This window comes from Lysinibacillus xylanilyticus, assembly GCF_001183605.1.
Taxonomy (GTDB): domain Bacteria; phylum Bacillota; class Bacilli; order Bacillales_A; family Planococcaceae; genus Lysinibacillus; species Lysinibacillus xylanilyticus.
On the sequence record NZ_LFXJ01000002.1, the window covers coordinates 382,618 to 395,226 of the forward strand.

Annotated in this window: 13 protein-coding genes; 12 read left to right on the top strand and 1 reads right to left on the bottom strand. The window is 38.1% G+C overall.

Annotation, left to right across the window (positions count from 1 at the left end):
* The first annotated feature begins 70 nt into the window (after positions 1-70).
* Positions 71-535 carry a low molecular weight protein-tyrosine-phosphatase gene (locus ACZ11_RS02155; RefSeq protein ID WP_049663259.1) on the top strand — a complete coding sequence of 155 codons (465 nt, stop codon included), beginning with the start codon at positions 71-73 and terminating at the stop codon, positions 533-535.
* A gap of 713 nt (positions 536-1,248) precedes the next feature.
* Complete coding sequence (locus ACZ11_RS02160; protein ID WP_049663261.1) at positions 1,249-1,968, top strand: YebC/PmpR family DNA-binding transcriptional regulator; 720 nt, start codon at positions 1,249-1,251, stop codon at positions 1,966-1,968.
* 321 nt (positions 1,969-2,289) lie between these two features.
* Here the strand turns inward: ACZ11_RS02160 and ACZ11_RS02165 are convergent, their stop codons facing one another.
* A complete protein-coding gene (locus ACZ11_RS02165; RefSeq protein ID WP_049663262.1) occupies positions 2,290-2,550 on the bottom strand; it encodes a hypothetical protein in 261 nt (86 codons plus the stop codon).
* Between the two features lie 236 nt (positions 2,551-2,786).
* Here ACZ11_RS02165 and ACZ11_RS02170 point away from each other — a divergent pair, with 236 nt between their 5' ends.
* The 10 genes from ACZ11_RS02170 (at position 2,787) to ACZ11_RS02210 (ending at position 12,520) form a co-directional block, all read left to right on the top strand.
* Positions 2,787-4,082 (top strand): arsenic transporter, encoded by a 1,296-nt coding sequence (locus ACZ11_RS02170; RefSeq protein WP_049663265.1) that lies wholly within the window; start codon positions 2,787-2,789, stop codon positions 4,080-4,082.
* Between the two features lie 262 nt (positions 4,083-4,344).
* Positions 4,345-6,087, top strand: a complete 1,743-nt coding sequence (locus ACZ11_RS02175) for a methyl-accepting chemotaxis protein (RefSeq protein WP_049663266.1) — start codon at positions 4,345-4,347, stop codon at positions 6,085-6,087.
* An 87-nt stretch (positions 6,088-6,174) separates the two neighbouring features.
* Positions 6,175-6,750, top strand: a complete 576-nt coding sequence (locus ACZ11_RS02180; RefSeq protein WP_049663268.1) for a YdcF family protein — start codon at positions 6,175-6,177, stop codon at positions 6,748-6,750.
* Between the two features lie 74 nt (positions 6,751-6,824).
* Complete coding sequence (locus ACZ11_RS02185; RefSeq protein WP_049663270.1) at positions 6,825-8,522, top strand: M3 family oligoendopeptidase; 1,698 nt, start codon at positions 6,825-6,827, stop codon at positions 8,520-8,522.
* A gap of 169 nt (positions 8,523-8,691) precedes the next feature.
* A complete protein-coding gene (locus ACZ11_RS02190; protein WP_049663272.1) occupies positions 8,692-9,771 on the top strand; it encodes an AI-2E family transporter in 1,080 nt (359 codons plus the stop codon).
* A 12-nt stretch (positions 9,772-9,783) separates the two neighbouring features.
* Positions 9,784-10,407: an NUDIX hydrolase gene (locus ACZ11_RS02195; protein WP_049663273.1), complete on the top strand. Its 624-nt coding sequence runs from the start codon at positions 9,784-9,786 to the stop codon at positions 10,405-10,407.
* Positions 10,408-10,899: 492 nt separating this feature from the next.
* Entirely contained in the window at positions 10,900-11,109 is a 210-nt protein-coding gene (locus ACZ11_RS25480) for a hypothetical protein (RefSeq protein WP_161804419.1), read from the top strand.
* Positions 11,110-11,215: 106 nt separating this feature from the next.
* Positions 11,216-11,680 (top strand): hypothetical protein, encoded by a 465-nt coding sequence (locus ACZ11_RS02200; protein ID WP_049663276.1) that lies wholly within the window; start codon positions 11,216-11,218, stop codon positions 11,678-11,680.
* Between the two features lie 19 nt (positions 11,681-11,699).
* Entirely contained in the window at positions 11,700-11,891 is a 192-nt protein-coding gene (locus ACZ11_RS02205) for a hypothetical protein (protein WP_049663279.1), read from the top strand.
* 17 nt (positions 11,892-11,908) lie between these two features.
* The gene (locus ACZ11_RS02210; RefSeq protein WP_049663281.1) at positions 11,909-12,520 is read left to right on the top strand and encodes an alpha/beta hydrolase; all 612 of its coding nucleotides are present in this window, start codon (positions 11,909-11,911) and stop codon (positions 12,518-12,520) included.
* Positions 12,521-12,609 lie beyond the last annotated feature (89 nt).

The following is a 12,609-nucleotide window of genomic DNA, read 5'->3' on the forward strand; positions in this document are numbered from 1 at the left end:
AGCTACATTGTTTATCTGCGCGACAGCTGCAGTTACGCCATGGCAAAATTAATTGTGGGAGGATATAGAAATGATTCGAGTACTTTTTGTATGCTTGGGGAATATATGTCGGTCACCAATGGCTGAAGCGGTCATGCGTGATTTGGTAGAGAAAGAGCATTTAAGTCATAAAGTTGAAGTAGATTCGGCTGCAACAAGCTCTTGGCATATTGATGAACCTCCTCACAGAGGAACACAAGAAAAGCTAAAGGAGTATGGCATCTCAACAAAAGGGATGAAGGGCCGACAATTACAAAAAGCTGACTTTGAAAATTTTGATTACATTATTGGTATGGATGACAGCAATATACGTAATATCCGAACGAAGCTTGGCGATATTGATTCTCCAAAGATTTTCCGCTTTTTAGATTTAACCGACCATCGAAAAGACGTGCCTGATCCATACTATACAGGAGATTTTCAAGAAACCTATGATTTAGCTTTAGAAGGCTGTCATGCACTATTAGAAAAAATTAAAGTAGAAAACCAATTGTAAAGTAGCTCTAAGTGAAACAATTTTTTTGATTATTACCATAATGTGTGGTTGATTTCGGTTCCGACTGGGAGCATTGTCGCTTCGCTTTCGCACAGAAAAACATTGTTGCCGCTTCGTTTCGTTATCACTCCGCTTTCGCGCAGACGTTTTAACAAATGTCATCCATAACTTTTGGTAATGAAATGTTTTTACAATTAATGCTTAATAAATTCACCTTAAACATTGGGATATCTAGCCTTGAAAGCATCATTTGTGTTATTATTTGCAGAGTAAAGATACGATAAGTATTTAACTTCTTTCAGCAGAAGTCTCCTTCCTCTATAGGTGGTGAGATGAATGCTGGTTTAGGTAACTTTTCAGCCGGTGTCCAAACACCTGTACCTGTCGCTACGATTTCGGTACAAAAGACACTTGCTGAAAGGAGTTAAAGCCTCCGGCGGATGTCACGGAATCGGAAAGGAGTTCTTTAAGGATGTTAGCCTAAAATCATCGCATCCATGCGATAACGGCTAACTGACCTGCATCGGTAAAAACGCCACGTCCTGTGGCATACCGAAATGACCGACATCGTGTCGGCCCTCGTGCAGGCCTAGCACAAAGCCGAATCCGGACGCAATTATGCGGAGGCATAATTGATTTACCTACCATTTACAGATGTGCAACTGCGCATCTATTATTTTTATAAACTTATAATTTGAAAGAGAGTGGAAACTATGGGTCGTAAGTGGAACAATATTAAAGAAAAGAAAGCGTCTAAAGACCAAAGCACAAGCCGTATCAATGCAAAATTTGGACGTGAAATTTATGTAGCAGCAAAATCAGGCGAGCCAGATCCTGAGTCAAACCGTGCTCTTAAAGTTGTTCTTGAACGAGCAAAAACATACAGTGTTCCTAAACATATTATTGAAAAAGCAATTGATAAAGCGAAGGGTGGCGGCGACGAAAGCTTCGACGAATTACGTTATGAAGGTTTCGGACCAGCTGGTACTATGTTAATCGTTGATGCTTTAACAAATAATGTTAATCGTACTGCTTCTGATGTACGTGCTGCATTCGGTAAAAATAATGGGAATATGGGTGTCAGTGGATCTGTTGCCTACATGTTCGATTCAACAGCAGTTATCGGTTTAGAAGGTAAATCAGCAGATGAAGTTCTTGAAATTTTAATGGAAGCAGATATTGATGCTCGTGATATTCTAGAAGAAGATGAGACTGTCATTATTTATGCAGAGCCAGAACAATTCTTTGCTACACAAGAAGCTTTAAAAGAAGCTGGTGTTCAAGAATTTACAGTAGCAGAACTTTCAATGCTCCCACAAACAGAAGTAGCCTTAACTGGTGATGACGTTGCGAAGTTTGAAAAATTAATTGATGTATTAGAAGATTTAGAGGATGTCCAAAACGTTTACCATAATGCTGATTTAGGCGAATAATATAAACAAATAAAACCAGTAGCAAATTTAAGCTACTGGTTTTGTCTGTAGACAAACGATACTCCTGATGGCATAAAGTTCATGGTAATAGGCTTTCCTTGGATATAAAAATAATAATCAAACATATTCTATAATTATTTAGGGTGGATCTCTTTATTCAATACTATTTGGCTCATCCATCTTAATAATGAGGTGCTGTTGATTTTTCACGGAGAGTGGCGACACCTGTGAAAAGCGCCAACTCGGAGTTTTGTTTATGGATATACATTAATTTATTCTTTTATCGACAAGGTAAAACCAGTGGCATTAAGCTACTGGTTTTTAACTTCTTACAGCGGGTGTACGAACATCCGTACCTGCCGCTACGCTTTCGGTACAAAAAACATCCGCTGATAAAGAGGAACTCAGTCTAAGAACGCCACGTCCTGTGGCAACGACTGAGTGACCAATATCATGCTGTGTTGCCGCTGTCGCTTTGCTTTCGCGCAGATAAAACCCTTTTGCTGCCGCTTCGCTTTCGCACAGACAAAAACACGTTGCTGCCGCTGCGTTAACACTACGCTTTCGCGCAAAAGACATCATGTTGGTCCAAAGCCTTTGGCGGATGTCATGGAATCGGAAAGGAGTCCTTAGAGGATGTTAGCCTAAAATCATCGCATCCATGCGATAACGGCTAACTGACTTGTATCGGTAAAAACGCCACGTCCTGTGGCATTACCGAAATGACCGACATCGTGTCGGCCCTCGTGCAGTCCTAAGCACAAAGCCGATTCCGGACGCAATTATGCCGAGGCATAATTGATTTAGGGAGGAAAACAGTGCAAGCTCTTTTAGCGATTGTTATATTTTTAGTAACTTTATTTTTTGTAATAGTGCAGCCACGTAAAATATCTATCGGCTGGTCTGCTTGTATTGGTGCTGCAATTGCGTTGACGCTCGGGGTTGTTACTTGGCAAGATGTTGTTGAGGTAACAGGGATCGTTTGGAATGCAACGTTATCGTTTATAGGAATTATTTTTATTTCACTTATTTTAGATGAAATAGGATTCTTTGAATGGTCTGCCTTACATATGGCACGCATCGCAAAGGGAAGTGGTATCCGCTTATTCATTTATCTTTCCTGTCTAGGTGCTATTGTTTCAGCATTATTTGCAAATGATGGTGCAGCTTTAATACTAACCCCAATCGTTTTAGCGATGGTCCGTAAGTTGGATTTAAGCGATAAAATGGTCTTTCCATTTATTATTGCAAGTGGCTTTATAGCAGACACAACATCATTACCGTTAGTCATTAGTAATTTAACAAATATTGTGTCGGCAGATTATTTCGGTATTGGATTTATAGAATATTTCTTACATATGCTGATACCGAACTTAGTTTCTTTACTGGCAAGTATTGCTGTACTTTATATGGTCTTTCGCCGTTCAATCCCAAAAGAATATTCACTTGAGGCAGTTGATAATCCGAAGCTGGCAATTCGTGATACGAGATTATTTTTATTATCATGGTATGTTATAGCGATATTATTAGTTGGTTTCTTTACGAGTGAGTTTTTCAAAATTCCTGTGTCATTTATTTTATGTGGTGTAGCGGCAATATTTTTCCTGCTCGCACGACGTAGCCATATTGTAGATACTAAGAGAGTTGTGAAAGGGGCACCGTGGAATATTGTGTTCTTTTCTATTGGTATGTATGTAGTTGTATATGGCTTGAAAAATGTAGGAATGACAGGATTGCTAGCGAGTCTATTAGAGCACTCGATACAGCAAGGATTGATGGTAGCGACGATAACGATGGGGTTTGTAGCAGCGATTTTGTCAGCTTTTATGAATAACCTACCAACTGTAATGATTGATGCATTAGCTATTGCTGAAACTAGTGCAACTGGCATTATTAAAGATGGGCTTATATATGCAAATGTCATCGGCACTAATTTAGGTCCTAAAATGACACCGATTGGCTCACTCGCAACATTGTTATGGCTCCATATATTGGCGAAAAAAGGAATAAAAATTGGCTGGGTGCAGTATTTAAAAATAGGTATTGTTTTAACAATCCCAACTCTTTTCGCTACTTTAATAGCTTTAGTGGCTTGGATTATGATTATTTCTTAGGTAAATACGATGAAATTAAAAAACTATTTTTCTATAAGGCATATTGCTGTAGAAAGATAGTTTTTTCTTTTATTCCAGCTCATCGGTCGCCCCAGGAAAGCGCCCTAGCTTATCCATCTACGTTATGGTGATCGAGCATATCGGGGTAAAAGGGCGAATAATTCATGCTTAAATTACATTTTACCCATTGTAGAAAATTAAAAATCATAACATAATATAGATTAATAGTCATGGTGATTGATGAGGAAAAGGGGGCTAAAGAATGAAGTTTTTACGTTCGATACAGGGGAAATTAATTATTATTTCATTAGCATTATTAATTATACCTAGTCTAGTAATAGGTTTGGTTAGTTATAGCAAAGCAAAAAAAAGTATGGATAATATTGGCGAACAAGTTATTAAAAACAGTGTTGAATCTACTTTACAATTAATCGAGCTTGCGAATGAGAGTGTTAAAAGGGGCGACGTTCCTTTGGAAGTTGCACAGGAGCGAGTGAGGGAGGCACTTCTAGGACCAAAGGATAGTGAAGGAAAGAGGCCAATTAATTATCCTGGAGACTTAGGGGAGTATGGTTATATATATGTTTTAGATGATAAAGGGACATTTATAGCCCATCCGACTAAAGAAGGGGATAACCTATGGGACGGTCAAGATAGTAAGGGCAATTATTTTATTCGGGAAGTAACCGAAAAAGCACTTGCTGGTGGAGGATTTACACAATATGAGTTTGAGCTACCGGGTCAAGATGTATTAGCTGATAAAATAATTTATTCTGCAAAGGATCCTAATTGGGGATGGATCATTGCATCGGGTACATATATGCAAGACTTTAATAAAGGGGCTAATTCATTATTACTCGTTATTGGTATTACATTATTAGGTGCCATTATTATAGGTACTGTAGTTGTCATAATGGTTTCGAGACATTTAGCTTTACCTGTTCAAAAGTTATCTAAACGAGTACGTGAGGTAGCAAAAGGGAATTTAACTGTAGAAATTGAAAATCTACAACGCTCAGATGAGATTGGTCAGTTAAATGAAGGATTTAATGAAATGGTTGATCAACTGAAAACATTAATTACAGATGTAGAGGAAGCAATTGTAGAAATTCAATCGACATCGTCAAATTTAACATCTGTGGCAGAGGAAACAAATGCTTATGGAGATGAAATAGTAAAGGCGACAAATGAGGTTTCGGACGGTGCAGTAAAGCAGGCTTCAGAAGCTGAAGATACAAATAGAACTGCCATTGATTTTGCTCAGCAGATTGAAGTATTGCATGACAAAAATGAAATAATGCTTGATGCATCTCGACATATGAAGCGGTCAAATCAAGAGGGGCTCTTAAATTTAAACAGCTTAAAAGAGAAATCACACGAGTCTTCAGAATTGATTAATAATGTTTATGCTGTATTTAATAGCTTAATCGTGAAAGTAAGGGAAATTGAAGGCATTGTAGGTACCATTACCGAGATTTCTGATCAAACGAATCTACTTGCATTAAATGCATCGATAGAGGCAGCTAGAGCCGGTGAGCATGGCAAGGGCTTTGCGGTTGTTGCTGAAGAGGTACGGAAGCTAGCGGATCAAACATCTGTAGCAACTGAGCAAGTGCGTACAACCTTAAAGGGAATCGAAAGTGAAACTAATTTAGTGAACGATGAGATGAAGAAAACAAACGTCATTGTTCATCAGCAAAATGATTCGGTTGCCATAACAGAGTCATCCTTTAAGGAAATTGAATTGGCCGTAGAGAAAATTATTACTATCATTGGAGAAATGACTGCGGGAGTAGAATATTTGAATAACTCAAAGGATAACATTATGCAATCTATCGAAAGTATTGCGATGATTAGTGAGAAAAATGCTGCTGCATCAGAGGAAGTAACGGCATCTGTTGATGAACAACAGCGTGCCATTCAGCTTGTTAGTGAGTCTTCCAGTGATTTAACAGATGAAATATCGGCACTACAGGAGTCTATTAAGCGCTTTATATTAAGATAATCAATTAGGATGTTTGTACAATAATTCTTGTACAAGCATCCTTTTTATATGCCTAAACGTTAGTAAAAGGTAAAGGGGGGAGGAAATGTGAAAAAATGGGTAACGAGATTAGGGGTTATACTACTTGCTATTTGTATTGTTGTTTTTATTTGGCTAGGCGAGGAGATGAAACAAGGTGTCCAGCCGGCTGCAAATGGAACAGCTACATACATAATTGTCCTGGGAGCGAAGGTAAAACCGGGTGGGATTCCATCGCTTTCTTTGAAAAATAGATTAGAGGAGGCTGTAAAGTATTTAAACAAATATCCTCATGTAAAAGTAATTGTTTCAGGTGGGCAAGGGGCGGATGAAGATCAGACAGAGGCTTCAGTAATGTTTAAATACTTACAGGACAAGGGTATAGATACAAACAGAATATTAGTAGAAGAACAATCTACTTCAACTTATGAGAACTTACTATTTTCTAAAGAACTTTTGCCTAAAGGAACAAAGAAAATCACGATTCTCTCTAATGATTTTCATTTGAAGCGTGCAAAATATTTAGCTGAGTCTTTAGGTTTTGAAGTAGATGTCGTTGCGGCAGAAACGCCAAAATCAGTAGAAATAAAGTTAAAGCTACGTGAAAGGGCTGCGTTATTAAAAACCTATATAATTGGCTATTAAATTGTTTCTTAATAGTATAGATTTGGCATATAATAGAAATATCACAAGGGATATGATAGAAAGAGGGGACTTTAATGAAAATGTTTAAAGACTATGAATACAGCCGTCCGAATATCGAGGCAATGAAAGAGCAACAATTATCCTTAATTGAGCAATTTAAAAGTGCTCAAACGATGGACGAGCAAAGTGAAATAATTGAGAAATTAAATGAATTGAGCAACGACTACGCTACGATGGCAAACCTAGTGTACATTCGTGCTTCGATTGATACAAATGATGAATTTTATCATGCAGAACGCGATTATTTTGACGAGGTTGGACCTGAGTTGGAAGAGGTAACAACAGAATATTATAAAGCGCTAATCGTTTCACCATTCCGTGAGCAGCTAGAAGAAAAATGGGGTCAGCAATTATTTGATTTAGCAACCTATCAAATTAAAGGTTTTTCACCAGCAGTCATTGATTTAATGCAAAAGGAGAACAAGCTCGTTTCAGAATACAATAAACTTGTTGCCTCTGCACAAATTGACTTTAATGGTGAAACTTTAACGCTTGCTCAGCTTGGACCATATGCAGAGTCTACTGATCGTGTAACGCGTAAGGCGGCAACAGATGCACGCTTTGGCTTTTTTGCTGACCATGAAGATGAATTTGATCGACTGTATGATGAACTTGTCAAGGTGCGCCATGAAATCGCTGTTAAATTAGGCTATAAAAACTATGTCGAGCTAGGTTATATTCGAATGAATCGCATTGATTATAATGCAGATATGGTAAAGAAATTCCGTGACCAAGTTCGTGATTTAATCGTACCTATTGCAACAAAATTATATGAACGTCAGGCAAAGCGCATTGGTATTTCTGATTTTAAGTTCTATGATGAAGCATTCAACTTTGTATCAGGAAATGCTACACCAAAAGGCGATCCGGAATGGATTGTTGCGAACGGTAAAAAAATGTATGAAGAGCTATCACCTGAGACTGGTGAATTCTTTAACTTTATGATTGATCATGAATTAATGGACTTAGTGGCGAAGAAAGGAAAAGAGAGTGGCGGTTATTGTACATTTATCGAAAACTATCACTCACCATTTATCTTCTCGAACTTTAATGGTACTTCAGGCGATATCGATGTGTTAACACATGAAGCTGGACATGCTTTCCAAGTCTATTCAAGTCGTAACATTGGAATCCCAGAATATTTATGGCCAACATATGAGTCTTGTGAAATTCATTCGATGAGTATGGAATTTTTCACGTGGCCATGGATGGAGTTATTCTTTAAGGAAGACACAGAAAAATATAAGTTCACACACTTAAGTAGTGGCTTATTATTCCTTCCTTACGGTGTAGCAGTTGATGAGTTCCAGCATGTAATCTATGAAAATCCGAATATGACACCAGCTGAACGTAAAGCTGCGTGGAAAAAAATTGAGGAGACATATTTACCACACCGTGACTATGATCATAACAGCTATCTAGAAGCAGGTGGTATATGGCAACGTCAAGGACATATTTATTCAAGTCCGTTCTATTACATTGATTACACATTAGCACAAATTTGTGCATTCCAATTCTGGAAACGTTCACGTGAAGAATTTGAAGCTGCTTGGAAGGACTATATTCATTTATGTGGTCTAGGCGGCTCTATGTCCTTTACGAAGCTTGTAAAAGAAGCAGGCTTAATTTCACCATTTGAGGACGGCTGTGTTGAATCGGTAATTGGTGATATTGAAGATTACTTAAATTCAGTAGAAGATACAAAATTATAAACTGTTCATTGTAGAACATTAATGAAAATTTGTGACTCTCCTGTTGGAGGGTTGCAAATTTTTTGTTTTGAATACTTTGTTATTTGGAAATTAAATAGTAGGATGCTTGCGAAATGGTTAATATATAAGTAGTATTTTCAGTATCTGTGATAAAAGGAAGTGAATAAAAGTGACGAGGAAAGTTTGGTTTCAAGTAGGAGTAGGGGTTTTGCTTGCTCTACTAATCATTAAATATTTTATAGAGATTCATTGGATTTTTTCGCCGTTTGTTATTATCTTAAAGGCTATTTTTATACCTTTGTTGCTTGGCGGTGTTTTGTATTATGTTACGGAGCCGATTCAGAGGTTTTTAGAAAAACGTAATTGGCCGAGATGGGCAAGTATATTAACGATAATCATTGGACTAATAGCGCTAGTTGGTGGCTTTGGTTGGATCGTTGGTAATCCGATTTCAGTACAGGTAAATAATTTAGTGAAAAATGTACCAATGATTAGTGCTAGCATTCAGGACGCAGCTGATTATGTGTTTAAAAACAAGGATAACTTCCCACCACAGTTGAAAGACTTTATCGACAATATGGCAGATTCTGCGCAGCATTTTGCCGTTGCAGCAAGTAAGGGGCTAGTTTCGTTTTTACAATCAGTTGTATCAGTTTCTTTATTAGCTATTTTAATTCCGTTTTTCTTTATTTTTATGTTGAAGGATCATGAAAAATTTGCGCCGTCAGTTTATAAATATTTCAGTGGTGAACGTCGAGAATGGGTGAAAAAGACGTTAAGTGAAATTGACGATGTTTTACGTAGCTATATTCAAGGGCAGCTGCAAATTAGTTTTTTACTAGCACTAATTATGTTTGTCGGTTATTTAATTATAGGTCTAGACTATTCGTTGCTACTTGTTATATTCGCGTTCTTTATGAATATGATTCCGTTTATTGGACCATGGATCGCCTTTACACCAGCACTGATTGTGGCTATTGTTCAGGATCCAGTGTTAGTCATCTGGGTGTCTGTTGTTACACTCGTGGCGCAGCAAATTGATAGTAACTTTATAACTCCTAATGTAATGGGGAAAACACTCGATATCCATCCGTTAACAGTTATTACAGTTATTTTAGCAGCAGGTAATATTGCAGGCTTCATTGGTATTATCATTGCTGTACCATTTTATGCAGTAGTAAAAGTGATCGCATCTAATATTTATGATGAACGTAACGCGATTAAGAAAAAGGCAACGAAGTCGGTATAGGAGTCGAAAAAAATGGAACAAGAAATTGTGAAAGTTTTTAATGAACAGCATGAACAGATTGGGACAGCAACTAGAGCAGAGGCACATGAAAAAGGACTGTGGCATGAAACATTCCACTGTTGGCTTGTTAATGAGGACTATATCTATTTCCAAATCCGTAGTTCACAAAAAAAGGACTACCCTGGCTTGCTTGATATTACAGCGGCAGGGCATCTATTAGCAGTAGAGACAGTAGAATCAGGAACTCGTGAAGTGAAGGAAGAGCTAGGGCTCGATGTCGACGTACACGAAGTTGTTAAAATGGGTATGACATCATGTAGTATCGTTTCAGAAAACATGATTGACAATGAATTTTGTCATGTTTATATATATCCGTTCAAACATGATTGGGAATCATTTAAATTGCAGTATGAGGAAGTGGCAGGGGTCGTTCGAGCAAAACTTGATGAGGCAGAGGCATTCTTTTTAGGAGAAACGGCTACTCTGAATATTGAAGGCTACGAATATTTCCCTGATGGACAACGAGCGAAAATTGTGCGCCCAGTAGGTGCTGCACAATTCGTCCCTTACCGTGAACTATACGTTGCTCATGTTATTCGATTTGTAAAAGATAAAATGTTTAATAAAAGATTATAATTTGTGAGGGTTGTCTGAAAAAGCCCTTCATAAGAATTTTAGTATATTGTAAATGGTAAAATCCGCTTCTCTTTCTGTGGACAGGGTATGAGCCGCATCGGTGTGCTCTTGCTTTATCCGCAGGGAGTTTTAAGCGGATTTTTTTACCTTTATATTAGATAATTATTAGGCTCTGGCTTTCGTAAATATACTACTATTTTTGTCTTATCATCAAAAGTTAGGGTTATTATTTTTTTAGGGTTTGCCATGTGAATAAGTTGATTGGAGTGGAGACTGGGCGACTCCTTGGGGATCTAGCAATAGAGGAACGAAGGCTAAAACCATCACGTCCTGTGATAACGCCTTCGTGAGCAACATCGTGCTGTTGCTGTCGCTACGTTGCACTACGCTTTCGCACAGACAAAAACACTTTGCTGCCGCTACGTTAACACTAAGCTTTCGCGCAAAAAACATCTGTTGGCCCGGGACCCTGCAGCGAAGCGGATGTTTTCTGTGCGAAAGCGAAGCGACAGCAACAAATCTTTTCTGGATCGAAAGCAAAGCGACAGTTACAAATGTTTTATCGGTGCGAAAGCGAAGCGCCAGCAACAAATGTTTTCTGTAGCGACAGCAAAGCGACAGCTACAAGTGTTTTATCTGTGCGAAAGCGAAGCGACAGCAACAAAGCGCCCAGTCGGAACGGAAATCAACTACACGTTATAGAAGAGGAGCCTCTATTTTACTTTTAGAACTGCCCAATTTACTTCGATATAACAGAAAAAATAAGTTATACTGTAAGATAGATTGAATAGAAAAGGAGCATTTTTATATGCTAACATTTGAACAAAAGCAAGCCATCATCGACTCATTTCCTGAACTTACGAAGAAGGAAATTTCATTGAAACGCCTAAATTATCACTTTATGGACAGCCTTTATGAAAAGACCATTGTTGTAGAAAAGCTACACCCAAATGGCAACGGCTTCGTTTTTGTTGGTGATTTATTGCGCTATGAGGAAGAAGCAAACGATAAAGGCCTAGTAAATATTCGAGACTACGATGAACAACAGCTTCGTGAAATTATTGAAGATGCCATTCAATATTTATCGGCAGAAGAAGAAGAGCAAGAGCCGATTGAAGAGCTTTGGCAAAATCGTGAAGGTGCTCAATTAAAGTTAGCCTTTGAGCAACGTTCGTGGAATGTTTATCATGGAGAAAATTTAGAGGAAGCCTTTGGTACACAAGAAGCGGCGAAAGAATATTTACTAGAAGAAGGTTTTCGTAAAAAGAAATAAGTAATTCGGGGGATAACGAATGAATGGGAAAAAAATAGTGGGAGTAGTTATTGTTGCTGTTATAGCTGTTTGTTTATTTTCGGTATTTACAATTACAAAGTTTTATAAAGACCATGAAGAACAGCCGAATCGTGAAAATCGAGAAATTAATAAGTCAAAGAGCTTGAATTTAATTTTGCCACAGGCTACAATTATCTCGAATTCAAGATAATCGAGAGGTGACTGTAAATGCAACACGTTTTTCATAAAGGAACAGATGAAACAAAACCAATTTTTTTACTGTTACATGGTACAGGTGGAAATGAACAAAGCTTAATTGGCCTTGCAAAGGAAATTGATGAAACAGCAAGTATTTTAAGCGTTCGTGGAAATGTCCTTGAAAATGGTATGCCACGCTTTTTCCGTCGTTTAGCGGAAGGTGTTTTTGATATAGAGGATTTAATTTTCCGTACGAAGGAATTAAATGACTTTTTATTAGAAGCAGCACAGCAGTATGGATTTGACCGTAATCGAGTGGTTGCTATCGGCTACTCTAATGGCGCGAATATTGCTGCTAGCCTATTATTCCATTATAAGGATGCTCTAGCAGGTGCAATACTGCATCATCCTATGGTGCCTAGACGTGATATTGAATTGCCTACACTTTCTTTAATCCCTGTCTTTATCGGTGCTGGGACAAATGATCCAATGTGTTCTGCTCAGGAATCTGAGGATTTAGAGGCGCTTTTAACGTCGGCTGGGGCAGATGTGACAACAGTATGGTTTAATTATGGACATCAACTAACAATGCCTGAGGTAGAAGCTGCAAAAGAATGGTACGACCGTATTTATTCAAAATAAGAAAAATCCGCAACCTTTGAGTGAGGGAGAGCTCACGGAAGGTTGCGGATTTTTTTTTACTTCTTTCAGTCGACTTCGGACGCAATTAT

Coding starts and splice junctions, on each gene's coding strand:
- ACZ11_RS02155 (WP_049663259.1), top strand. CDS start 71: ATGATTCGAGTACTTTTTGTATGCTTGGGGAATATATGTCGGTCACCA.
- ACZ11_RS02160 (WP_049663261.1), top strand. CDS start 1,249: ATGGGTCGTAAGTGGAACAATATTAAAGAAAAGAAAGCGTCTAAAGAC.
- ACZ11_RS02165 (WP_049663262.1), bottom strand. CDS start 2,550: ATGATGTCTTTTGCGCGAAAGCGTAGTGTTAACGCAGCGGCAGCAACG.
- ACZ11_RS02175 (WP_049663266.1), top strand. CDS start 4,345: ATGAAGTTTTTACGTTCGATACAGGGGAAATTAATTATTATTTCATTA.
- ACZ11_RS02185 (WP_049663270.1), top strand. CDS start 6,825: ATGAAAATGTTTAAAGACTATGAATACAGCCGTCCGAATATCGAGGCA.
- ACZ11_RS02195 (WP_049663273.1), top strand. CDS start 9,784: ATGGAACAAGAAATTGTGAAAGTTTTTAATGAACAGCATGAACAGATT.
- ACZ11_RS02200 (WP_049663276.1), top strand. CDS start 11,216: ATGCTAACATTTGAACAAAAGCAAGCCATCATCGACTCATTTCCTGAA.
- ACZ11_RS02205 (WP_049663279.1), top strand. CDS start 11,700: ATGAATGGGAAAAAAATAGTGGGAGTAGTTATTGTTGCTGTTATAGCT.
- ACZ11_RS02210 (WP_049663281.1), top strand. CDS start 11,909: ATGCAACACGTTTTTCATAAAGGAACAGATGAAACAAAACCAATTTTT.